Source organism: Cellvibrio polysaccharolyticus (assembly GCF_015182315.1).
Classification (GTDB): domain Bacteria; phylum Pseudomonadota; class Gammaproteobacteria; order Pseudomonadales; family Cellvibrionaceae; genus Cellvibrio; species Cellvibrio polysaccharolyticus.
The window spans coordinates 26,066-49,724 of sequence record NZ_PRDL01000001.1 but is presented as its reverse complement, the minus strand read 5'-3'; the positions used below and the strand labels follow the sequence as shown (position 1 = coordinate 49,724).

Annotated in this window: 23 protein-coding genes; 11 read left to right on the top strand and 12 right to left on the bottom strand. The window is 55.3% G+C overall.

The features are described 5' to 3' along the window. Positions 1–435: 435 nt before the first annotated feature. From C4F51_RS00225 to C4F51_RS00210, 4 genes are all read right to left on the bottom strand, one after another. On the bottom strand, positions 436–930 hold the full coding sequence (locus C4F51_RS00225) for an MgtC/SapB family protein (RefSeq protein WP_328701275.1): 495 nt from the start codon (positions 928–930) through the stop codon (positions 436–438). A 139-nt stretch (positions 931–1,069) separates the two neighbouring features. Then, positions 1,070–1,765 carry a pirin family protein gene (locus C4F51_RS00220; protein WP_193906076.1) on the bottom strand — a complete coding sequence of 232 codons (696 nt, stop codon included), beginning with the start codon at positions 1,763–1,765 and terminating at the stop codon, positions 1,070–1,072. A gap of 13 nt (positions 1,766–1,778) precedes the next feature. Further along, positions 1,779–2,345: a cytochrome b gene (locus C4F51_RS00215; RefSeq protein ID WP_193906074.1), complete on the bottom strand. Its 567-nt coding sequence runs from the start codon at positions 2,343–2,345 to the stop codon at positions 1,779–1,781. Positions 2,346–2,408: 63 nt separating this feature from the next. Then, positions 2,409–2,846, bottom strand: coding sequence for a DoxX family protein (locus C4F51_RS00210; protein ID WP_193906072.1), 438 nt, complete (start codon positions 2,844–2,846; stop codon positions 2,409–2,411). Positions 2,847–3,069: 223 nt separating this feature from the next. Between C4F51_RS00210 and C4F51_RS00205 the strand changes: the two genes are divergently transcribed. Next, positions 3,070–3,987, top strand: a complete 918-nt coding sequence (locus tag C4F51_RS00205) for a LysR family transcriptional regulator (RefSeq protein WP_235992241.1) — start codon at positions 3,070–3,072, stop codon at positions 3,985–3,987. A 3-nt stretch (positions 3,988–3,990) separates the two neighbouring features. On the opposite strand, the gene aroE is transcribed toward C4F51_RS00205, so the two are convergent. From aroE to C4F51_RS00190, 3 genes are all read right to left on the bottom strand, one after another. Beyond that, positions 3,991–4,827 (bottom strand): shikimate dehydrogenase, encoded by an 837-nt coding sequence (gene aroE, locus C4F51_RS00200; RefSeq protein ID WP_193906070.1) that lies wholly within the window; start codon positions 4,825–4,827, stop codon positions 3,991–3,993. Between the two features lie 119 nt (positions 4,828–4,946). After that, entirely contained in the window at positions 4,947–5,879 is a 933-nt protein-coding gene (gene hemF / locus C4F51_RS00195) for an oxygen-dependent coproporphyrinogen oxidase (RefSeq protein WP_193906068.1), read from the bottom strand. Between the two features lie 108 nt (positions 5,880–5,987). Next, the gene (locus C4F51_RS00190) at positions 5,988–6,557 is read right to left on the bottom strand and encodes an L-threonylcarbamoyladenylate synthase (protein ID WP_193906065.1); all 570 of its coding nucleotides are present in this window, start codon (positions 6,555–6,557) and stop codon (positions 5,988–5,990) included. A gap of 325 nt (positions 6,558–6,882) precedes the next feature. On the opposite strand from C4F51_RS00190, the gene C4F51_RS00185 reads away from it, so the two are divergent. Continuing rightward, a complete protein-coding gene (locus C4F51_RS00185; RefSeq protein ID WP_193906063.1) occupies positions 6,883–8,307 on the top strand; it encodes a methyl-accepting chemotaxis protein in 1,425 nt (474 codons plus the stop codon). Between the two features lie 87 nt (positions 8,308–8,394). Here C4F51_RS00185 and dprA read toward each other — a convergent pair whose 3' ends face one another. After that, the gene (gene dprA / locus C4F51_RS00180; protein WP_193906061.1) at positions 8,395–9,510 is read right to left on the bottom strand and encodes a DNA-processing protein DprA; all 1,116 of its coding nucleotides are present in this window, start codon (positions 9,508–9,510) and stop codon (positions 8,395–8,397) included. 54 nt (positions 9,511–9,564) lie between these two features. Further along, a complete protein-coding gene (locus tag C4F51_RS00175) occupies positions 9,565–10,596 on the bottom strand; it encodes a LysM peptidoglycan-binding domain-containing protein (protein WP_193906059.1) in 1,032 nt (343 codons plus the stop codon). A 163-nt stretch (positions 10,597–10,759) separates the two neighbouring features. On the opposite strand from C4F51_RS00175, the gene def reads away from it, so the two are divergent. The 6 genes from def to C4F51_RS00145 all read left to right on the top strand — a co-directional run bounded on the left by def (position 10,760) and on the right by C4F51_RS00145 (position 17,150). Further along, positions 10,760–11,266, top strand: coding sequence for a peptide deformylase (gene def / locus C4F51_RS00170; protein ID WP_193906057.1), 507 nt, complete (start codon positions 10,760–10,762; stop codon positions 11,264–11,266). A 44-nt stretch (positions 11,267–11,310) separates the two neighbouring features. Next, entirely contained in the window at positions 11,311–12,297 is a 987-nt protein-coding gene (gene fmt / locus C4F51_RS00165) for a methionyl-tRNA formyltransferase (RefSeq protein ID WP_193906055.1), read from the top strand. Continuing rightward, positions 12,297–13,607, top strand: coding sequence for a 16S rRNA (cytosine(967)-C(5))-methyltransferase RsmB (gene rsmB, locus C4F51_RS00160; protein WP_407926927.1), 1,311 nt, complete (start codon positions 12,297–12,299; stop codon positions 13,605–13,607). Before fmt ends, rsmB begins: the two co-directional genes overlap by 1 nt. A 27-nt stretch (positions 13,608–13,634) precedes the next feature. Next, positions 13,635–15,023, top strand: coding sequence for a Trk system potassium transporter TrkA (gene trkA / locus C4F51_RS00155; RefSeq protein ID WP_193906051.1), 1,389 nt, complete (start codon positions 13,635–13,637; stop codon positions 15,021–15,023). A gap of 66 nt (positions 15,024–15,089) precedes the next feature. Continuing rightward, a complete protein-coding gene (locus tag C4F51_RS00150; RefSeq protein WP_193906050.1) occupies positions 15,090–16,535 on the top strand; it encodes a TrkH family potassium uptake protein in 1,446 nt (481 codons plus the stop codon). Between the two features lie 138 nt (positions 16,536–16,673). Continuing rightward, positions 16,674–17,150 (top strand): nuclear transport factor 2 family protein, encoded by a 477-nt coding sequence (locus tag C4F51_RS00145; RefSeq protein WP_193906048.1) that lies wholly within the window; start codon positions 16,674–16,676, stop codon positions 17,148–17,150. A gap of 126 nt (positions 17,151–17,276) precedes the next feature. Here C4F51_RS00145 and rpmG read toward each other — a convergent pair whose 3' ends face one another. The 3 genes from rpmG to radC all read right to left on the bottom strand — a co-directional run bounded on the left by rpmG (position 17,277) and on the right by radC (position 18,649). Further along, on the bottom strand, positions 17,277–17,432 hold the full coding sequence (rpmG, locus tag C4F51_RS00140; protein WP_193906046.1) for a 50S ribosomal protein L33: 156 nt from the start codon (positions 17,430–17,432) through the stop codon (positions 17,277–17,279). Positions 17,433–17,447: 15 nt separating this feature from the next. Then, positions 17,448–17,684, bottom strand: a complete 237-nt coding sequence (gene rpmB / locus C4F51_RS00135) for a 50S ribosomal protein L28 (RefSeq protein WP_193906044.1) — start codon at positions 17,682–17,684, stop codon at positions 17,448–17,450. A 284-nt stretch (positions 17,685–17,968) separates the two neighbouring features. Beyond that, the gene (gene radC / locus C4F51_RS00130; protein WP_193906042.1) at positions 17,969–18,649 is read right to left on the bottom strand and encodes a RadC family protein; all 681 of its coding nucleotides are present in this window, start codon (positions 18,647–18,649) and stop codon (positions 17,969–17,971) included. 274 nt (positions 18,650–18,923) lie between these two features. Here radC and coaBC point away from each other — a divergent pair, with 274 nt between their 5' ends. The 3 genes from coaBC (at position 18,924) to argB (ending at position 23,622) form a co-directional block, all read left to right on the top strand. Continuing rightward, a complete protein-coding gene (coaBC, locus tag C4F51_RS00125) occupies positions 18,924–20,141 on the top strand; it encodes a bifunctional phosphopantothenoylcysteine decarboxylase/phosphopantothenate--cysteine ligase CoaBC (RefSeq protein WP_193906040.1) in 1,218 nt (405 codons plus the stop codon). Between the two features lie 74 nt (positions 20,142–20,215). Then, positions 20,216–22,699 (top strand): phosphomannomutase/phosphoglucomutase, encoded by a 2,484-nt coding sequence (locus C4F51_RS00120; RefSeq protein ID WP_193906038.1) that lies wholly within the window; start codon positions 20,216–20,218, stop codon positions 22,697–22,699. Between the two features lie 17 nt (positions 22,700–22,716). Beyond that, on the top strand, positions 22,717–23,622 hold the full coding sequence (gene argB, locus C4F51_RS00115; protein ID WP_193906036.1) for an acetylglutamate kinase: 906 nt from the start codon (positions 22,717–22,719) through the stop codon (positions 23,620–23,622). Positions 23,623–23,659 lie beyond the last annotated feature (37 nt).

Here is a 23,659-nt window from a genome sequence, read left to right as displayed (position 1 = left end):
AATCCTTATTATAAAAATTAATTATTAGAGGCTATTTTTAAAATTCATCTTAATAATGAGTACAGAGAGCCTTATTTAGTAGACGTTATTTTTTGGCGTGACATCCAGTATTGAATTGACCAAAGCGTTGTCGATATTGATTAACCGGAATTTATTATGTAATCGGTTTCTCCCGGTGCCATGATCGTAGCTAGGGCTCTGAAAGCTGTCAACAGAATGGCAGTTTCCTTGCGTGCCACAAATCAGTGCGACAGGTAAGAAAAAGGTGTTGCGTTGGCCATACCCAAAGTAGGCGTTTTACCGCCTAAAGCATGATTTTATAAGGGTCTTTTTGAAAAATCCGCTCTCGGAAGATGGCTTTAAGAAGGGGCCATTTATTTCTTTTTGTTGTTTAAAAACGACTTTATATTTCTTAAATGTCTTTTGACAGCGGTGTCATTTTTCCGGGTTTTCTTTGTGGGTGCGCTGGAAACGGGGGATAACATTGAGAATGCCCCAGGCGAGTAGCGTACACAAAATAGCAGTAAGTTCGCGGCCCAGACCCACGGCAACGCCGATGGCCGCGGTGAGCCAGATGCCGGCGGCGGTGGTAAGGCCAGTGACATGCCGTTCGTCGCTGCCTTTGATAATTGCCCCGGCGCAGAGAAAGCCGATACCGGCGATCACGCCCTGAATCACCCGGCTCATTTCGGCGTCGGAAATACCGGCCTGATGGGGAATGAGAATAAACAATGCGGCGCCAATACACACCAGCATATGGGTACGAATGCCCGCATCTTTGCCTTGCTGTTCCCGTTCCCAGCCGAGCAGTCCGCCCAACATGGCTGCTATCGACAGGCGGACAATAACGGTGGTCATTTCGCCCACATTGCTAAGATCAGAAAATTCCTGTGCCAGGGTTTGTTTGACCAGTTCGAGAGTATCGCTCACAGCATCCATCCGGTTATTTAAGGGGGTTCAAGCGCCCTTAAGTGTGGATGGAGAAACAGCAATTGGCGGGAAATTTTTGAGTTTTTTGATGGTGTCGGCATGAAAAGGCCGCGCTCGTGAAGGAGCGCGGCGCGGGGTGTTACGGCAAGTCGAATACCAGGGCTTTAACGGCGCTGTTATTGGCCATTAATGTCAGCACGTCTTTTTCATCTTCGATGGCAACACCATCTCCTGGCTGCAAGCGATGGTTGCCGAGGTGCAGTTCGCCTTCGATAACGTGAATGTAAGCACGGCGCTCACTGGCAACCGGCAATTCCACTGACTCCTTGCCCTCCAGCAGCAGCTGGTAAAGTCTGGCATCCTGTTTGATTGTCAGGCTGCCGGCTTCGCCATCCGGGCTGATGACCAGCGTCAGCCCTTTGTTCTCGCCAAAATCTTTTTGCTGGTAGCCGGGTGTTTGGCCATACACATTCGGCTGAATCCAGATTTGTAAAAATTTCAGCGGGGCGGTAACCGAGGCATTGAACTCGCTATGGGTGATTCCCCTGCCTGCCGACATCAGCTGGAACTCCCCGGCGGGCAAGCGGGCAATGTTGCCTTCGCTGTCGCGGTGGGCAATTTCCCCTTCCAGGACGTAGCTGATAATTTCCATATCGCTGTGACCGTGGGTAGGAAACCCGGCGCCCGGCACAACTTCATCGTCGTTGATTACCCGCAGGGCGGAAAAGCCCATGAAGCGGGTATCGTAATAACTGCCAAAAGAAAACGTATGGCGACTGTTGAGCCAGTCAAAATGGCCACTGCCGCGTTCTTCACTGCGTCTTACTGTAATCATGGCTCTTCTCCGGTTAGTGGCGACGGCGGGGCAGCATGCTTTCCAGCACACCATCACGATCGCGCCAGTGATGTTTCAATGCGACTAAAATGTGTCCGCCAACCAATGCCCCGCAAAACCACGCCAGACTGATATGTAACCATTTCACTGTGTCGTAAGCCTCGGGCCAGGTAGGCAAAATATGCGGTAATGAAAACCAGCCGAGCACCATAATCGGCTTGTCTGCCACCGAGCTCCACGCCCAGCCGGATATCGGCAGGGCAATCAATGCCACGGCATACAGCAAGCGGTGCCCCCGGTGCGCCAGTAACTGCATCTGTGCGCTCATGGTGTCGGGTAGCGATGGCACCGGGTGAGTCCAGCGCCAGGCCAGACGTATTACGATCAAAAATAACAGGGTACTGGCGATGGCCTTGTGCCAGAAGGTCAGCCCGTGGTGCGGGTTAAGCGTATCGCGCCAGTAAACCGCCAGCACACCCAGTACCCATGCGGCCAGCCAGAGGGCGGCCATCGACCAGTGCAACCACTTGGCGGTAGCGGTGTAATGCCGGTTGTCAGCCAGTGGTAATTGGGCGGACATGACTATCTCCTTTAGGGTATTAAAACGGCGGGCGCTGTGGGCAACCCGCCAAAAGCTGTTGCTTTACAGTGCTTTGACCAGCGCCTGGTCAGCACTCAGGCGACCGCCACCGGACAGTGCCAGCGCCGTAACACCCGCCAGTAATGCCAGCGCAAACTCATAACCGTTATTGGCCATAAACAAACCGTTGCTAATGTGGGTGCTGAAAATGGCTACCACCATGGTGATTGCCAGTACCGCTGCGGCAGGGCGGGTGAGCAGGCCAATCAGCAGGAATAAACCACCGAAAAATTCTGCCGAGCCGGCGGCAAGCGCCATCAGATAACCCGGTTCCAAACCAATCGATGCCATCCATTGACCGGTGCCTTCCAGACCGTAACCGCCAAACCAGCCGAACAGCTTTTGAGCGCCGTGGGCGGCAAAGATAATGCCGAGCGGTACGCGCAGTGCCAGAGAAGACCATTGTTGACCTGGGTTAATCAAATTTTTTAATGCGCTCATAAAAACTCCGTTGAAATCAGTAGGTACCGTCGTTGAGGATCAAATAGGTCCGTCACTGGAAGTTTGTGTCTGTGCAGGCTGCGTTAAACCTGGCTGTGAGCCGTAACAGACTTTTCCGGACGGACATTGCCGTGTCAGTGGGTGCACTTTACTCTTGCTATTTGCGATTGAAAAACGGAAGATTTTGAAAAGTTTATTCAAAAAATTTGAACAGGAAAAAGTCATGCTGCATCCGGTACTTACGCTCGAGGCGCTCCGTGTTCTGGATGCTATTGATCGCAAAGGCAGTTTTGGCGCCGCCGCCGAAAGCCTTTTCAAGGTGCCTTCGGCCTTGTCCTATACGGTGCAGAAGTTGGAGAGCGATCTGGGGGTGACCTTATTTGACCGCAGCCGGCAGCGTGCGCAACTGACGGTCGCTGGCAAGCTGCTGGTAGAGCAGGGGCGGATGTTGTTGCAAGCCGCTACCCGGCTTGAGGATGCGGTACGCCAGCTGGAATCCGGCTGGGAAACCCGCCTGCGCATCGCCCGGGACACTATTTTGCCGGGGCAGCCGCTCTGGCAACTGGTGCAGGCGTTTAACCAGCTCGATAAACAGGTGGCACTGCATCTGTCGGAAGAAGTGCTGGGCGGTGCCTGGGATGCGTTGATTTCCGACCGTTGCGATTTGACGCTGGGCGCCAGCGGCGAGTTGCCGAAAGGAATTTTTGAATATCACCTGATGGGCGAAGTGGAATTTGTTTTTGCCGTCGCCCCGGATCACCCGCTGACCCTGCACAAGGGGCCGGTCGATGCCGCCGCCATTCGCGCGTTTCCTACCGTGGTGGTGGCGGATTCTTCACAGACCTCACCGTCGCGCTCTTCCGGTTTACTGGAGAGCCGGCAAACGGTACGCGTGGCGACCATGGGAGCAAAAATTGAGGCTCAGTTGCAGGGTATCGGCGTCGGGTTCTTGCCCCGGCATTTGATCGATGATCCGCTGGCGCAGCATCAGCTGGTGGTTTTGCCCTGCTCGGTGCCGCGCCCGGCTATTCCGGTGTATATGGCATGGCGCAAGGGAGAAACGGGCAAGGCTTTGGCGTGGTTTGTCGAGGCCTGCAAGGCAACCCGCTGGTTGCCCGCCAGTGATAAAAAAGTAGTTTAGCGGTTATTTCGCCGATTTTTCGTTCATTTGCCGACGGATCGCGGTAATCACCGGTACCACTTCCGGGCGGATTTGCCGCCAGATGTAAAAAGCTTCAGCGGCCTGGCCCACCAGCATGCCCAGCCCGTCTGCTGTTTTGCCCGCGCCTTGTTGTTCGGCCCATTGCAGAAAAACCGTCGGCTCTGCGGCATACATCATGTCGTAGCAGTGCGCGTTCTCTGCCAGCACACCGGCCGGCAAGGGCGGTAATTCGCCGTTCAGGCTGGCTGATGTGCCGTTGATCACTACGTCAAAAGTTTGCCCTGCCAGTTCGGGAAAACTGCAGGCTTGCAGAGTGCCGAGGTCCTGAAACGACATCACCAGTTGTTGCGCCTTTTCACGGGTGCGGTTGGCAATGGTGACCGACGCGGGTTGTTCTTCGAGTAAAGGCTGCAAAATACCGCGTACCGCGCCGCCGGCACCCAGCACCAGAATGCGCTTGCCGCGCAGTTCCCAGCCGAGATTGTGCATATCGTGCACCATGCCAATACCGTCGGTGTTATCGCCCAGTAACAAACCATCCGCTTGCCGCGCCAGGGTATTAACCGCACCCGCTCGTTGTGCCCGCTCGGTCAGGCGGTCGGCCAAGGCGAAAGCTTCCAGCTTGAAGGGCACGGTAATGTTCAGGCCTTTGCCACCGTCTGCAAAAAATTGTGCCGCTGTGTCCCGGAAGGCATCCTCGGCCACCAGTTGGCGGTTGTAATGCATGTCCTGGCCGGTTTGTTCGGCGAAATGGCGGTGAATGTGCGGCGATTTGCTGTGATGGATGGGGTTACCAAAAACGGCGTACAAGTCTGTCATGAAGAAGAAATCCGTGTGCAAAATCAGCTGAAAAAACGCCATCCCGCGGGGCGGCGTGCTGTAAAACGCGGGCAGCATGGACGGTTATTGTTACCGTCCGGGGGCTGTGCGCTTTATCGTTATTGTTGTATGAGCCAGTTCCGTGGCGGTAAAAACTGATCATAAAGGGCGGCTTCCGGAGATCCTGCTTCCGGCTGCCAATCGTACTCCCAGCGCACCAGCGGCGGCAGGGACATGAGTATAGACTCGGTTCGTCCGCCGGTTTGCAAGCCGAACAACGTACCCCGGTCATAAACCAGATTGAATTCTACATAGCGACCGCGGCGGTAAAGCTGGAACTGACGCTCGCGCTCGCTCCAGGGGAGGTTCTTGCGGCGTGCCACAATCGGTTGGTAGGCAGGCACATAGCTGTCACCTACCGCGCGCATAAAGGCAAAGCTCTGCTCGAAACCGGCCTCGTTCACATCATCAAAAAACAGACCGCCCACACCGCGTGCTTCGCCGCGGTGCTTCAGAAAAAAGTACTCATCGCACCACTGTTTGTAGCGTGGATAGACATCCTCGCCGAACGGCTGGCAAGCGTCGAACGCCGTTTGGTGCCAGTGCTGGCAGTCTTCTTCGTTGCCGTAATAGGGCGTAAGGTCGTAACCGCCGCCAAACCACCACACAGGTTCAGCGCCTTCTTTTTCGGCGATAAAAAAGCGCACGTTGGCGTGGCTGGTGGGCACGTAAGGATTGTTCGGGTGAATCACCAGCGAAACGCCCATGGCCTCAAAGGCGCGACCCGCCAGTTCCGGTCGGTGCGCGGTGGCCGAGGCGGGCATTTGTGTGCCGTGGACATGGGAGAAGTTAACGCCGCCTTTTTCGATAACCGCGCCGTTGGTCAAGACCCGCGAGCGACCACCGCCACCTTCTGCACGCTGCCAGCTGTCTTCAACAAAGGTGGCGGCGCCATCTTCGGCGGCCAGCGCCTGACAAATACGGTCTTGCAAATCCAGCAGGTAAGCTTTGACCTGTTCTTTGTCGGGAGCAGTGGTGGTAGAGCGGGACATCAATGATCTCTCCTGAACCGGAAATGTGCGCGCCGGGTGTCAGCGGCAGTGCCGGTTAATCAACGGGGGCGATATTCTACTCCTCCGTGAGCGAAAGCGGCAAAGTGATCAGCCCGGACGAACAATCTGTCCGGTGCCCAGGTCGCGAATTTCCGAAGGTTTGCTGCGATTACCCAGCGATCCGGCGGCAATAGCGTCAAGTTCGGTGCGAAAGTAACGGCGCAGGCTTAATAAATCTTTCGCCGGTTCACGCCCTTGCGGGTTGGCCGAGGTGGAAACGATGGGGCCATCAAACGCTTTTGCCAGCGCGGCCGCAATCGGGTGGTTGGTAACCCGGATTGCCAGGCTATCAAAATGACCGGTAATCCACGGCGGCGCCAGGCCGTTGTCGGGCACCAGCCAGGTGACCGGGCCAGGCCAGGAGTTTTTCAGGCGCTGGCGTTGCAAGTCATCAATGCCTTCCAGAAAGGGTGCAACTTGCGCCATATCGGCGGCCAGCAAAATCAGCCCTTTATGAACCGGGCGGTGTTTCAGCGCTAACAAGCGCTCTACCGCTTGCTGGTCGTAGGGGTTGCAACCCAGCCCCCATACGGCTTCCGTCGGGTAGGCGACCACACCTCCACCGCGCATAACGCGGGCAACGTGTTGAATTCGGGGATGTCGGTACCAGTCGGTCATGTGGAAGTCCTGTAACGCGAAGAATAAAAATGAAGCCATGACGTAAGAGGGGGCAATGTATCCTGGCGGGGGAGAGGGCTCAATTGATATCTCTGCTTCTGTTTGGTGCGCAGGCGCCAGTTTGTCGCATAAATCCCTTGATGAGACGCTTTTTTTTGAAATAAATGCGTAGTGAGAATAGAGCATTTTCCAGGAATTTTTGGCTTTTTTATGCGAATTTAGCCCTTATTTCGCGTGAAAAGGCTTCCGCTTGAAAAACCTGCATTTTTCCTCCTGCCTGGCATCGCCTTTGCTCCATCCCTCTTAACTATAAGGAGAAGCCGCTATGTTGTTATTCAAACGCCGGGTAGAAGCAGGGGCAGACGAGGTCGAGCGTCTGGTGGTACAAAACGATTTAACCGTAACCTTGCCCGGTGAGTCCTCACTGGCGCAGCGGCTCAATGTATTTATCCGGCGGCTGCAACAGCAGATTGGCGTCAGTTTACAGGCGGCGGTAGGTATTGCCGCCCATGCTCCCCGCCTTGAAGCCATTGCCCGCGACACCGAACAACAGGGGCAGGCATTGGCACAATCTGCCAGCCTGATTGCCAGTGCCAGCGAAGAAATCAGCGCGACGCTGGACGCCGAGCTGGTGCCGGGCGCTGTGCATCTCAGTGAGCTGGCCAGTCATGTCGCCGGGCGCTTGCGGGAAGGTGAAAGCAACAGCGCGCAGGTATTGCAGCAAGTAAATAGCATCCATCACAGCGAGCAATTACTGGCCAATGAAATCCATTTGCTGGGCCAGCGACTGGAAGAAGTGACCCAGGTGATTGGCCTGATTGGCAATATTTCCCGCCAAACCAACTTGCTGGCTTTGAACGCGGCCATCGAAGCGGCGCGCGCCGGTAATCACGGTCGCGGTTTTGCGGTAGTGGCCGATGAGGTGCGGCGGCTGGCGGGGCATACCACGGAAGCGACCGAGCAGGTTAGTAGCATTATCGATGCTTTTCGCGACAGTATGAGCCGATTGGGCGATGCCGGCAGTGAAATGCACCATGCCGTGCAAGCCGGGCAGCAGGGTATGACGGGCGTTAATCAGGGGCTGGCCGATGCCCGTCAGGCCATGGACGAACTGGATCAGCGGGTGGCGTCCATGGCCACCGGCATGTCGCAAATCGGCACGGCGGTAAAAACGGTCAATAGCGATGTGCATACCATTGCGCAGGTGGCCGATGGCCTGATCGACAAGGCGGGACAGGTACACCAACAAAGTCAGCGGGTGCGCAGCGAAGGTGATCGCTTGCTGGAAGGGTTGGGCAGTTTTCAACTGGAAGTGCATCGCGATGTACACGCGGCGGTGGTGCAATTGACGCACCGTCTGGCCGGTGATGCGTCTTTGGCCGGCGCCGAGCAGGTGATGCGCCAGACCTTGCAGCGCGATCACCGCTTCGAGCTGTTGTATCTGGTGGGGCGTGACGGTGTGCAGGTTTCCGAAAATATCCCCGCCGCCGATATACAGCTGGTGGATCAACAATCGGCCAGGGGGCGCAACTGGTCGTCCAGAGAGTGGTTTTCCGGGGTGATTCGCAGCGGCGAACCGGTGATGACGCCGGTGTATCGTTCGTCTGCCACGGATGCTTTTTGTTTCACCCTGTCTGCACCGGTGAGGGATGTTAACGGTCAGCTGCTCTATGTATTGGGGGCGGATGTGCGCTTGTCGGCTTTGATGACCCGGCGGGACGCTGAGCAACCCCGGCGCGCTTTCGCTTGATGCTGCACTCTTAAAATTAAGCGGGTCGGAAAGTTAACCAGGTCGGAACGTTAACCGGGTCGGGCTGATGCCTGACCGGCTCCCGCTTTACTTCAACCGGTAAAAACCGTCCCGCGTTTCGGCAACCCGCTGCTGCAATTGCAGCTCTATCAGGGTTGCGCCCAGGGTGCCGATATCGCAATCCAGCCGCTCTATTAACAAGTCCATATCTACCGGATCAAAGCCCATTTGCTCCAGCACTTGTTGCTGGAAGGGGGAAATGTCCGGCAGCGCATCGGCAGGGATGCTCTGTTGCTGGTGCCAGGCCAGTAAACCGCCCAGTTGTTCAACAATATCCGCTGCGCTTTCCACCAGCGTGGCGCCTTCGCGGATCAGTTGGTGGCAGCCTCGGGCGAGCGGGTTGTGAATGGAACCCGGAATAGCGAACACTTCGCGGTTCTGCTCCAGCGCCATGCGGGCGGTAATCAATGAGCCGCTTTTGACTGCGGCTTCCACCACCAGCGTGCCCTGGCTCATGCCACTGATAATGCGATTTCGCTGGGGGAAATGACTTGCCTCGGCCTTGGTGCCGGGGGGAAATTCGCTGATCAGAGCGCCGCCGTTGGCAAGAATTTGTGTGGCCAGTGAACGATGTTGCAAGGGATAAACACGATCGATGCCCGTGCCCAGCACGGCGATGGTTTGAGCGTTGACGCTCACCGCCCCCGAATGTGCCTGGCCATCGATGCCTTTGGCCAGCCCGCTGGTAATAACAAAACCATTGCCAGCCAAAAAGCGGGCGAACTGCAACGCGTTGTCCGCGCCGGTCGGGCTCGGCGTGCGGCTGCCGACAATAGCCAGCTGGGGCAGCGCAAGGCAGTCCGGGTTTCCTCTCACATACAGCAGCGGTGGTGGTCGGGAGATTTCTTTTAACAGGGCGGGGTAGCGCGGGTCGTCAAAGGCGATGAGGTGGCAATCCGCCTGTTGCGCCAGCCACTCATCTTCCAGATCAATTTGCCGACTGAGCGGATGCAGGTCCGGTTGCTGTTGCCATATCGTCAAGGCATCGAGGGTGGCCGGTTTCATCACGCTGGCCAGTTCAGCCACGGGGCGATGCAACACGTCAATGGCAGAGGGAAAGCGGTTCATCAACTGCCAGAAACGGGAAATACCCAGTTGCGGCAGGCGTTGCAGAATACGGATGGCTTTGGGGTGAGAGAGCATACACGCGTCCTTGTGTTGCTGTCGGCCTCAATCCGTGAGGCCGGTTGGCGGAAATTACGGGTTGCGAATTTTGTCGTTTGTAGACAGCGGACGGTCCGCTTCCAGTACCAGGCCAAAACTCATTTTTTCAAAGGTGCGGAAAACCATTAACAGACCGGCGCGCTCATCGGGCAGCTGCACGTTTTTGCCGGTTACCCGGTCGCGTACCAGCTCGCCTTGTTTGTAGATGGCCAGCACGTTACCGACCGCCAGGCCTTCGCGATCACCGCGGTTAAGAATCACCACGTTCATCTTGCCGATCTGGGTGACGCCGCCTTCTACCGCCAGAATCAGACCGTCGACATCATTTTCCGGGGCGTTGGGGTAAAAGGTGGAGTCGACGGCGCGGTCTTCGCTGCGCAGCAGGCGGTCGCCAAGGCGAATTTCTTCACTGGTACGAACCACGGTAACGGTGGCGATGTCGTCCTGCTGGGAGCGCACACCGACCATGCCCACGCTCAGGGCGTGTACACCGAGAACCTCTTTGGTGATCGGGTCGCGCAGAATATCGCCCTTACGGAATACCCCGTAGTTGGACTCTTCTTCCAGATTCCCTTTAACGTAAGCGCGGTCACCGGCACCGGTCACCAGGCGTTTTTCTGCGCCGGCCAGAATATAAGGCGCGGCTTCCAGTTCACCGGGCGCTACGATACGGCTGCGGGACAAAAAGCTGTCGATGCGATCAAGAGGAATGGCAGTAATGGCTTCATCGTTGGGCAATACGCGCACGCTGGGGCTGAGTTTTGAATCGCCCGGTGCCAGTTTTACCGTGCGCTCAAGGGTAAGCCGCGGTGTGCCGTCCACATAAATAAGGCGAATCACATCGCCAGGATAAATCAGGTGGGGGTTTTCAATTTGCGGATTAACATGCCAGATTTCCGGCCATTTCCACGGGGTATTCAGGAAGGTATTGGAGATATCCCAGAGGGTGTCACCTTTTTTTACGGTGTACTCTTCAGGGTGCCCACTTTTTAGCAGTCCCTGATCTGCCCAACTGAGCAGGCTGAACATGCACACTGCAAGTACAGTGAACAGCAATTTTTTCATGGCAACCGATCCTGTTGTTATTCGACCTGGTGAGATGCAGATGGCGTAAATACGTTATAATGCCCCATTATGTCCGTATCGGTTCCAGATCCGCGTTGTAATTCCTGTGTGATCATCATGTTAGCAGCGGTTATTACCTTTTTACCAGAGTTTGTCACAAGCTATGGCGATATTAGAGATACTTGAATTTCCCGATCCACGTTTGCGTACCCAGGCAAAACCTGTCGCCGTGGTTGACGATAAATTGCGTCAGTTAATCGACGATATGTTCGAAACCATGTACGACGCTCCCGGTGTTGGTCTGGCGGCAACGCAGATTAATGTACACCAGCGTCTGGTGGTTATTGATGTCAGCGAAGACAAGTCGCAACCGCTGGTGTTTATCAACCCCGAAATTACCGTGCTGGACGACGAGCTGAACGAATACGACGAAGGTTGTCTGTCAGTGCCCGGTTTTTACGAAACGGTAACGCGCCCCAAACGAATCCAGGTCAATGCGCTGGATCGCAATGGTGAGCCGTTTACCCTTGAGCCGGATGGTTTGCTGGCGGTGTGTATTCAACACGAGCTGGATCACCTCAATGGCAAATTATTCGTTGATTATGTGTCTCCGGTAAAGCGCGACCGGATTCGTAAAAAACTCGAAAAGCAGCATCGCTCCCAAGCCTGATCGACACCCGATCAGGCTTTTTCCTTTTATATTCAAGGTTTTTCATGACCCATTCATTACCGACCGATGGGCTGCGAATTGTATTTGCCGGAACCCCGGGGTTCGCCGCGCATCATTTGCAGCAATTGCTCGACAGTCGTCATCAGGTGATTGCCGTGTATTCCCAGCCGGATCGGCCGGCCGGCCGTGGCAAAAAACTGATGGCAAGCCCGGTTAAACAACTGGCGGCCACCCATAACATTCCGGTGTACCAACCCCTCTCCCTGAAATCTGCCGAAGCCCAGGCCGAGCTTGCTGCCTTGCAGGCAGACATTATGGTAGTGGTGGCTTACGGCTTGTTACTGCCCGCCGCGGTACTGAGCATTCCCCGTTTGGGTTGCATCAATGTGCATGCTTCGCTGTTGCCTCGCTGGCGCGGCGCGGCGCCGATCCAGCGCGCTATTGAAGCGGGCGATGACATGACCGGCGTGACCATCATGCAAATGGATGTGGGATTGGATACCGGCGACATGCTGGTGAAAAGCACCTGCCCGATTACGCCAGAAGACACCGGCGGCAGCTTGCATGACCGCTTGTTGACCCTTGGTGGCCCGGCGTTGCTGGAAGCGCTGGATCAATTACAAGCGGGGCAAGCTGTTGCCGAAGTTCAGGACGATGCCCTGTCCTGTTACGCGGCCAAGTTATCCAAAGAAGAAGCATTGCTCGACTGGCGATTGCCAGCGGATGTGCTGGCGCGCAAAGTTCGCGCTTTTAATCCGGTTCCGGTTGCTTATGCCCGCCTTGCGGGTAGTGCAGCGGACGAGCGGATTCGTATTTTTCAGGCCAGTGTGCTGGCTGCATCGAACGGATCTTCACCGGGCACCATTGTAGAAGTTTCCTCGCGCGGCATCGGCGTTGCCTGTGCCGATCACACCTTGTTGATAGAGGAAGTGCAGCTGCCCGGCAAAAAAGTTGTTACCGTTGAAGAGCTGTTGCGTGGTCACGGTGATTACTTCCGGGCGGGCGATACCATGGAGTTGCCAGGCCAATGATTGTTCAGGTAAGAGCTGCCGCAGCCCAGGTGATCAGTCGCATCCTGCGTCAACAAGGGTCTTTATCCAGTGTATTGCCGGTATGGCAATCCCAGGTGCGGGAGGCGGATCGCGCCTTGCTGCAAGAGCTTTGCTTTGGTTGTATGCGCTGGTATCCGCAGTTGCAGCGCTTGTCCGGGCTGTTGCTGGAAAAGCCGATGCGCGCCAAGGACAGCGATGTGCATGCGCTGCTGTTGCTGGGCATTTATCAGCTGATGCACACCCGCATTCCCGATCACGCCGCCATTGGCGAAACCGTGGAAGCGGCGCGCAGCTTTAAAAAGCCCTGGGCAACCGGCCTGATCAATGGCGTATTGCGCCGCTTTCAGCGCGAGAGGGAAGATCTCGAAACCCGTCTTGCCAATGATCACCATTACCAAAGCAACCATCCCGAATGGCTGTTGAGCGCATTTCAGCGCGCCTGGCCGCAGCAACTGGCCAGTATTCTGCAAGTTAACGACCAGCATCCGCCGTTTACCTTGCGGGTTAACCGCCAGCATATTGACCGCGACCACTACTTGCACCACCTGACGTTGCAGGAGATCGCCGCCGTTGTTACGCCCTTCAGCGACGATGGCATCCGGCTTGAGAGGCCGGTTGATCCGCGCACCTTGCCAGGTTTTGCAGCCGGCGATATCAGTGTGCAGGATGAAGCGGCGCAATTGGCGGCGGGGCTGTTGCAGTTGCAGCCTGGCTTGCGGGTGCTCGACGCCTGCGCGGCGCCCGGCGGCAAAACCGGTCATATCTTTGAGCAGCAACCGGACATTGGCGAAGTCACCGCGCTGGATAGTGACGAACGTCGCTTGCAGCGCGTTACCGAAAACCTGCAACGCCTGGGTGTAGAGGCTACATTGAAATGCGGCGATGCCAGCCAGCCGGATTCCTGGTGGGACGGCCAGTTATTTGACCGCATTCTGCTGGATGCACCCTGTTCTGCCACCGGTATTATTCGTCGCCATCCGGATATCAAGGCATTGCGCACGGCGGATGACATTGCCCGCCTCGCGGCCCTGCAGGGGAAGATTCTCGACGCGCTCTGGCCATTGTTGGCTGATGACGGCGTGCTGGTGTATGCCACCTGTTCCATCATGCCGGACGAAAATACCCGCGTGGTCGAGGCGTTTTTGCAGCGCCAGCCGGACGTGGTGTGTGATCGCCTTGATGTTGCCTGGGGGCTTGAACAACCCTGTGGCCGGCAATTGTTGCCACAGTCGGAAGGTCATGACGGTTTTTACTATGCCCGTTTACGCAAACCGGCCAAAACCGCCTGAATTTAAGGGATTGTTGGATAATCGCTTATGAAAATTATTATCCTCGGTGCCGGTCAGGTCGGCGGCAGTCTGGCAGAGAACCTCTCCAGCGAAGCCAATGACATTACCGTTGTCGATACCGATGAATCGCGCCTGCGCGAGCTGCGCGATCGTCTCGATATTGGCGTGGTGCACGGTGCCGGTTCGCATCCGGATGTATTGGTGCAGGCGGGTATCGAAGATGCCGATATGCTGATTGCGGTGACCAACCACGACGAGATCAACATGATCGCCTGCCAAGTGGCCAATGCACTGTTTCGCACCCCGGTAAAAATTGCCCGCGTTCGCGCCACCGCTTATCTCAACAACCGCGCCTTGTTTGATCAGGGCGCGATTCCGGTGGATGTGCTGATCAGCCCGGAACAGCTGGTTTCCGATTATATCTACCGTCTTATTGAACAACCGGGCGCGCTGCAAGTGCTGGATTTTGCCGATGGCAAAGCCCAGCTGGTAGCGGTGCGGGCCTACCACGGCGGGCCGCTGGTGGGGCAGGAGCTGCGTTACATGCGCCAGCATATGCCCCGTGTCGAGACCCGGGTTGCGGCTATTTACCGCCGTAATCGCGCCATTATGCCAACCGGTTCGACGGTGATCGAAGCCGATGATGAAGTTTTCTTTATCGCTGGCCGCTCTGATATCCGCGCGGTCATGGGCGAGTTGCGTCGGCTGGAAGTGGCCTACCGGCGCATTATTATCGCCGGTGGTGGCAACATCGGTTTGCGCCTGGCGAAAAAGCTGGAAGGTCGCTACAACGTCCGGGTTATTGAACACAACAAAGACCGTTGCCATGCGCTTGCCCAGCAACTGGAGCGCGCCATTGTGCTACATGGCAGCGGCACCGATCAGGATTTGCTGATTGAAGAAAATATCGACGATACCGATGTCTTCCTGGCGCTGACCAACGATGACGAAGCCAACATCATGTCGTCCATGCTGGCCAAACGCCTCGGCGCCCGCAAGGTAATGACGCTTATCAATAACCCCGCTTACGTGGATCTGGTGCAGGGTGGCGACATTGATATCGCCATCTCGCCACAAACCACGACGATTGGCAGCTTGCTCACCCATGTGCGCCGAGGCGATATGGTTAGTGTGCACTCACTTCGTCGCGGAGCCGCAGAAGCTATAGAGCTGGTGGCGCACGGTGACAGCCGTTCATCACGAGTGGTGGGGCGTGCGCTGGAAGATATCGACCTGCCGGAGGGGGCCAACATTGGCGCCATCGTGCGGGAAAATGCGGCCGGTGAGAGCGAGGTGATTATCGCCCGCGACGATCTGGTCGTGCAGGCCAATGACCATGTCATTGTGTTCCTGCTCAATAAAAAACACATTACCGATATCGAGCGCTTGTTCCAGGTCGGTTTTACCTTTTTCTGATCACAGGGTTTGCGGGCTGGCGCTCACGAGGCGCGATGCCCCACCTTTCGGGGAAGCATTACTGCTATGCATTTCGCCATCATATCCAAGGTACTCGGCGTACTGCTGATGATGTTCAGCCTGACGTTGCTGATCCCCATTCCTGTCTCGCTCTGGTTTCACGACGACAACTACATGACCTTCCTGCTGGCCTTCGGCATCACCTTTGCTGCCGGTATGGCGCTGTGGTTACCGGTGCGTTTCAGCAAGGCTGATTTGCGCACCCGCGATGGTTTTCTGGTCACAGCGCTGTTCTGGACGGTACTGAGCAGTTTCGGTTCCCTGCCATTTCTACTGTCACGCGGTTTGTCACTGAGCTTTACCGATGCCATCTTTGAGGCGGTATCCGGTATTACCACCACCGGCGCCACGGTCATCAGCGGGCTGGATCAATTGCCGCATTCGATCCTTTATTACCGCCACCAGCTGCAATGGTTCGGTGGTATCGGCATCATCGTTATCGCGGTAGCTATTTTGCCGATGCTGGGCATTGGTGGCATGCAGCTGTACCGCGCCGAATCGCCCGGCCCGGTAAAAGATAACAAACTGACCCCGCGCATTACCGAAACCGCCAAAGCGCTGTTTGCGATTTATCTGGTGCTGACTATCGCCTGTGGCCTGGCCTATAAATTGGCGGGCATGAGCTGGTACGAGGCGGTCTGCCATGCATTTTCTACCGTCTCGAACGGCGGCTTTTCCACCCATGACAGCAGTATTCGCTACTTTGACAGTTCGCTGATCCTCTGGATTTGTTCCATTTTCATGCTGATTTCCGGCGCCAACTACGCCTTGCACTTTTTTGTCTGGCGCGAGCGCAGCCTGCGTTATTACTTTGCGGATGCCGAATTTCGCTTCTATTTCAGCTGGATCACCATTGGTGGTCTGGTGACAGTTGGCTACTTGCTGGCCACCTCAACCTACGATACCCGTGATGCCATTTTCATCGGGTTCTTTAACCTTGCCTCTACGTTAAGTACCGCCGGCTTTGCGTCGGATTTTGTGCATTGGCCGTCATTCCTGCCCTTCGCGCTGTTTACCCTGGCGTTTCTGGGCGGTTGTGCGAGTTCTACCGGCGGCGGTATCAAAATGGTGCGGGTGCTGCTGCTGTACAAACAGGGAGTGCGGGAAATTCATCGCCTGATTCACCCCAACGCGGTTATCCCGATCAAGATTGGCAAAATCCATGTATCCGACTCGGTGGTGCAAGCGGTGTGGGGCTTCTTCGCCATGTATGTGGTGATGTACATCCTGATGTTTATGCTGCTGATGGCCAGCGGTCTGGATCTGATCACTGCTTTCTCGGCGGTGGGGGCCTGTATCACCAATCTGGGGCCTGGTATGGGGCAGGTGGCCTCCAATTATGGTTCAATCAACGATGCCGCCAAATGGATTCTCTGTTTCGCCATGCTGCTGGGCCGGCTGGAAGTTTTCACCTTGCTGGTTTTATTTACGCCGATGTTCTGGCGGCGGTAAAACCGCTTTGCGGCAGTGAGTTTGCTCTGGTTATATTTATCGATTGCCGCAGTGACGGGCAGGCACAGGTTGTTGCCCGGGTGGTATTGAAATAATAAAAACAAATTTAACGTTTATGTCCGAACGAGGTTCCGACCCATGACCACCAACCCCCTGAAACTTGCCGCACTGCTCGCAACCTTCTCTGTGGCCGGTTCCGCTGCTGCGGACTGTCTCGATAACAAAACCTTGCAAGAGCTCGATCTGCGTTACGAAGAGGCCTTGCGGGTAGGTGACACCGCTTTCCTGCAACAGTTGTTAGCCGAGGAATACACCTGGGTGCATAACCTCGCGGTGGATAAAGAGCCTAAATCCAAACTTATTGACCGTCTGGTCAAGCCTGCAGAAGTGCCCAAATCCCGCCGCTCGGCAGAGGTGACCATTCACAAACTGGACAGCACCGCTGTGCTCAGCGGGGTGAGTCTGGTTGAAAAATGGAATACCGACGGCCAAAGCTGGCGCACGCTGCACTACCAGTTTATGCGCACCTATGTGAAAACAGCGGGCGGCGAATGTCGGTTATTATCTTCCCAGACTATGAAAATCCGCACCGATGAGCGCCAAACGGCACCTTGAGGCTTTGCCGGTCGGGGGGTATTGCCCTTTCGGAATGCGGGTGGCTGCTGCCACAAATTGCAGATAATAAAAAAGCCGGGCAGTTTGCACTGACCGGCTTTTTTATTGGAAAGAGGCGCAATCAAATTACTTGATTTTGCCTTCTTTGTAGACCACGTGTTTACGAACAACCGGGTCAAACTTTTTGATTTCCATTTTCTCAGGCATGGTACGCTTGTTCTTGTCGGTCGTGTAGAAATGACCGGTACCAGCACTGGAGTTCAGACGAATTTTATCACGCATGATTCTTGCTCCCGATTAAACTTTTTCGCCGTTGGCGCGAACGTCAACCAATACGGCGTCGATGCCACGCTTGTCAATAATACGCATACCTTTAGCGGAAACGCGCAGAGTGACGAAGCGCTTCTCTGCCTCAACCCAGAAACGGTGAGTATGCAGGTTTGGCAAAAAACGACGCTTGGTGTGGTTTTTTGCGTGAGAAACATTGTTACCAGTGATTGGGCGTTTGCCGGTCACTTGACATACCTTGGACATTGCTTTGCCTCGTGTAAAATCAGCTCTCCAGACAGGTCTGGAACTGATGGGTTAGCCTTGAAACAGACCACCAACCAGCCTGGAGCGTTGTTGTGTGCAGCCTATTCGTTTTCTGTGAGCGAGCCGGTTACCTGAACAGGTAAAGGGTTGTTCGTTGTAAAAACCACCCCTTAAAAAGAGGTATAAACAACCCGGTCGCAGAGAGCCGCGTTTTATACCAAAAGAGGCTCTCAATAGCAACGACAAGCTGATTTTTTAGCCAAATTTTTACATAAAAAGCCGATTCAGGGAGGAAGTAGCCCTCGCTCGGCGAAAGACAGCACTTCATCATTGCCCACAATCATATGGTCGAGAATGCGCACATCAATCAAGGTCAGCGCTTTTTGCAGGCGGTCGGTGAGGCGAATATCCGCATCGCTGGGTTCCGGCATTCCGGAAGGATGATTGTGCGCAAGAATCAGACTGGCGGCATTGTGGGCGAGGGTGGCTTTCACCACTTCCCGGGGATAGACCGAGGCGCCATCAAGCGTGCCGTAGAATAATTCATCGTAGGCCAGCAGCCGGTTCTGGCTATCCAGAAACAGGATGGCAAATACTTCCCGCTGCTGATGGCGCAAGCGCGTCGAGAGATATTGCCTGACCAGGGTCGGGCTGGTGAGTAAATCGCGCTCCTGCAAACTGGCAGACAGATGCCGTTTGGCCATCTCCAGTACCGCTTGAAGCTGGGCATATTTGGCTGTGCCCAGCCCTTGTCCGCGACAGAAATCTTCCTGTGTGGCTTCCAGCAGCGGGCGCAGACCGCCGTAGGTTACCAGCAGATCCCGGGCGAGATCGACGGCAGATTTTCCGGCGCAGCCAATGCGCAAAAAAATGGCCAGCAGCTCGGCATCTGACAAGGCTTCTGCGCCGGTGAGCAAGAGTTTTTCGCGGGGCCGTTCAGCAGCCGGCCAATCGGTAATCGCCATACCTGATCCTTGTAAAATACGTCATCCCTGGTTGATGTTGAGCAAGGTGCAACAAACACCTTCTTCTATATAAGGATCCATCATCGCTTTTGCGACATGCACCCCGCTGGCAACTGATGATTAAGGTGTCATTGCCTGCCAGCAAAGCGTCAAGGATGGTATCTTAGGCACTTTCCGTCAAGTTCGAAGCCGCCTCTGGCGGGTGGCAGCCTTCAGGGCCGGATTTGACTCTTTATGTCTTCCGGATATTCTTCGGTCGGAGTACAGGTAACGCATGAGCAGTTTGGCCAATAAACGTATTTTACTGGGTGTAACCGGTGGTATAGCCGCCTATAAAAGCGCTGAGCTGATCCGCCGTCTGCAGGATTGCGGTGCCAGCGTTCGGGTGGTGATGACTCAGGCTGCCCAGGCGTTTATTACACCGCTCACCTTGCAAGCCCTGTCCGGGCATCCGGTGCACAGCGATTTGCTGGACCCGGCTGCCGAAGCCGCCATGGGGCACATTGAGCTGGCGCGCTGGGCGGATGCCATTCTGGTGGCGCCGGCGACGGCAGATTTTATGGCGCGGTTGGTCAGCGGTGAAGGCAATGACCTGCTAACCACGGTATGTCTCGCCTCCAGTGCACCGCTGGCGTTAGCGCCAGCGATGAATCAGGCAATGTGGCGTAATGCGGCAACTCAGGAAAATCTGACAAGATTGCAGGCGCGCCAGGTCGCTATTTTCGGGCCGGCTGCCGGTAGCCAGGCCTGCGGTGATATTGGCCCCGGCAGAATGCTGGAAGCTGTTGAGCTCTGCCGGCTTGCCGAGGGCTTGTTCGAAACAGGTTCGCTGAGTGGCAAAACGGTGGTGATTACCGCCGGGCCGACCCGCGAAGCAGTCGACCCGGTGCGCTATATCAGTAACCATAGTTCCGGCAAAATGGGTTACGCATTGGCGCAAGCCGCCATTGATGCCGGTGCCAAAACCATTTTAATCAGTGGCCCTACAGGGCTGCCAGTGCCTGATCGGGTGCAGCATATTCCGGTCATCAGTGCTGACGATATGTACCGTGAAAGTCTGGTTCACGCAGTGGATTGCCAGTTGTTTATTGCCGCTGCGGCGGTGGCAGATTATCGTCCGGCGGTACTGGCCGAGCAGAAAATAAAGAAAGGCGCCGATGATGAGATGGTCATCCGGCTGGTAAAGAACCCGGACATAGTGGCGGCGGTGGCGGCGCTACCGCAAGGGCAGCGTCCTTTTACCGTGGGCTTCGCCGCAGAGAGCGAATGCCTTTTGCAGCATGCGCGCGGCAAACTGGAACGCAAAAATCTGGATCTGATTATTGCCAACGACATAGTGGCAGAGGGCATCGGTTTTAACAGTGACGATAACGCGGTCACAGTGATTGATAAGAGCGGCGAACTTGCTCTGGATAAACAGTCCAAATCGGGCATTGCCCGGCAGTTGATTGCGTTATTGGCGAAAAAATTACCGGCTTCCGGTACTAACTGATCGACGCGGTCAGCACCGCTGTGTAGAGACGGAATAGATATGGGCAGGCTCGGGTTTGGCATAAGGATAACGGCGTGAAAAAAAAACCAACATTGGAAACGGCCAAATCGGAGCTACCCCTCTCCCGTTCGGCACTCAAAGCCAAAGAACAGCAAAAGCGTCAACAGGCACAACGTCGGCAATTCTTGCTGACAGGTTTGCTGGTGGCGTTACTGGCGAACGCGGCACTTGGCTGGTATCTCTACGGCCGTCTGGTCAACGATGTTGAAGCCGAACGCATGCTGCGGATGACCGAACAGGAAACCCGCAATCGCACCGGCGCGGTTACCGCCTATCTGCAACAGTTAAACGCCACCCTGCAGCAGGAAGCCGCACGGGAAACCTTATTACCTGCCCTGCAAGATGGCGATGTGCAACAGCTGACGCAGTTGGAACAATCCATTCAACACAGCTTTTATAAAGCATCAAAAGTGCGCCTTACACCGACAGGCACATTGCAGCTGGACCGGGACAGCGAAACCCCGGTTCGTTTTACCGAGCTGGACATTGTGCGCAAGGCAGAGCGCCGACAAGCGCCGGCCCCCGAGCTGGTTCGCATCAACAACCATTGGTGGCTGCATATCATCACCCCGATACCGGCAGCAGAAGGGCAGGAAGTGGCGGGCACGCTGATGGTGACCCTGGATAGCGGGGAGTTATTTCAGCTATTCAGCGTGGGAGATAACAACCTGGGAGAAACCCGGCTGTTACAAAAAATACCGGCGGCACCGGTGCAAACCCTGTCGACTTCCGGCGCTGCCGGCGATTGGGAAAGCCGTGAATATCCTATTCCGGATAGCTACCTGAGCGTGAAGTTCACGCCTTCGGATCAGTTATTTCGTATCGTGCGTGAGATGCCGGCGCTGTGGATACTGATTATCAGTTTAAGCACCGCGCTCTCGCTGGCGTTGGTTCTGGTGGCAAGCCGAAGACGCCTGCCGATTAAAAACGGCGCGGCGGCAGCTACGCCAGTACCTGCTGAAAATGACCCGGCAGAACAGCCGGCAAGTGCGGCGGCGGAATATACCCCCACGGGTGTTTATTCCAGCCAGGATATTCTGGATATCTCGGTTATTGAAGAAGATGCCGATGTGCTGGGGTTGCATCAAAGCGTCGGTAAAAAAGCAGCTGTCGCTCCGGTGGATCAACCGCCCGCCAACATTTTTCGCTCTTATGACATTCGCGGCGTTGTGGGCGAGTCACTTGATGGCAATCTGGCAGAAAAAATCGGTCGGGCGCTGGGCAGCGAAGCCATTGACCAGCAGGAAACCGCCGTTATTGTTGCGCGCGACGGACGTTTGCACAGTGAAGAACTCACCGAGCGCCTGATTAAAGGGATCAATGCCAGCGGTTGCCAGGTCATCGACATCGGCGTGGTACCAACACCGGTACTGTATTTCGCCACCTGTCATTTGCCGGAGACGTCCAGTGGGGTGATGGTAACCGCGAGCCATAACCCGGCAGAATACAACGGCTTTAAAATGGTCGTGAAGGGCGTGACCCTGGCGGATGATGCGGTGATGAATATTCGCACCCGTATCATTCAGCAACAATACCATCAGGGCACTGGCGGTATCGAATACCGGCAAATGGTGCCGGCTTACATCGAACGTATTTTTTCCGATGTGGCACTGGCTGGGCAAATCTCGATCGTTGTGGATGCTGGCAATGCGGTCACCGGCGTGGTGGCACCGCAATTGTTTGAAGAATTGGGCTGCGAAGTAACGCCCTTGTTTTGCGATCTGGATGGCAGCTTTCCGAACCACGATCCCGATCCCTGCCATGAGAAAAACCTCAAAGCGCTGAAGGCCAAAGTGCAGGAAGTGAATGCGGATATCGGCGTAGCCTTTGATGGCGATGGTGACCGTCTGGTCGTCGTTACGCCCAGCGGAAAAACCATCTGGCCGGATCAACTGCTGATGTTGTTTGCGCGAGATATTTTATCGCGTCATCCGGGAGCCGATGTCTTATTCGATGTAAAATGCACGCGCCAATTAAACCAGGTGGTGAGTAGTTACGGCGGTCGCCCGGTGATGTGGAAAACCGGTCACTCACCGATGAAAGCCAAGATGATTGAAACCGGCGCGCTCCTTGGTGGGGAGTACTCCGGACATATCTTTATCAAGGATCGCTGGTACGGTTTTGACGACGGCATGTACGCCATGGCGCGATTGCTGGAAATCGTCACCCTGCGCGATCAAAGTATTGATGATGTGTTTGAGGCATTTCCGATATTGCCCTCAACGCCAGAATTTAAAATCGCCATACCGGATGAAGAAAAAGCCGCTCTTATTGAAAGGCTGATTGCGCAGGGCGATTTTGCCGGTGGCAAACAAACCACCATTGATGGGCTGCGGGTGGATTTCAGCAAAGGCTGGGGACTGATCCGTGCATCGAATACGTCGCCGGCTTTAACGCTACGCTTTGAAGCTGAAGATGAAGCGTTACTGGAAAAAATTCAGGCACTATTTAAACGCGAGCTGCAAAAAATTGCACCGCAACTGGTTATTGATTTCTAACTACAGGATTTTGACGTATGTCTCTTACCCGTGATTCCGCAATGAATATCGCCAACGTACTGACTGAAGCCTTGCCTTACATTCAGCGTTTTACCGGCAAAACTATCGTCATCAAATTCGGTGGCAACGCCATGATCGACGAAGAACTGCAAAACAGTTTTGCCCGTGACATTGTTTTGATGAAGCTGGTGGGTATGAACCCGGTAGTTGTTCACGGCGGCGGCCCGCAAATCGGCGACCTGCTGAAAAAGTTGAATATCAAATCCGAATTTATCAACGGCATGCGCGTAACCGACAGCGCCACCATGGACGTGGTGGAAATGGTATTGGGCGGCACCGTTAATAAACAAATCGTCAGCCTCATTAACCGTAACGGTGGTCAGGCGATTGGTTTAACCGGTAAAGACGGGCAGCTGATTCGTGCAAAAAAATTAACGGTAACGCATAAAACGCCGGAAATGCTGGCACCGGAAATTCTCGACATTGGTCACGTAGGCGAAGTGTCTGGCGTTAACACCTCGGTTATCGATATGCTGATCAACAGCCACTTTATTCCGGTGATCGCGCCGATTGGTGTCGGTGCCGACGGCGCTTCCTACAATATCAACGCCGACCTGGTTGCCGGAAAAATTGCCGAAGTATTGCGTGCAGAAAAACTGATTCTGTTAACCAATGTTGCCGGTCTGCAGGATAAGCAAGGCAATGTACTGACCGGTTTGAGCACCAAACAGGTCGACGATCTGATTGAAGACGGTACCATTTACGGTGGCATGTTGCCGAAAATCGGCTGCGCCCTGGATGCGGTTAAAGGCGGCGTAACCAGCGCTCACATTATTGATGGTCGGGTTGCCCATGCGGTGCTGCTCGAAACCTTTACTGATGTTGGCGTGGGCACCTTGATCACCAACAAAGCGCCTGTTTGATTTATTCGTCGCAGGATGACCGGCAATAACCGTGTTA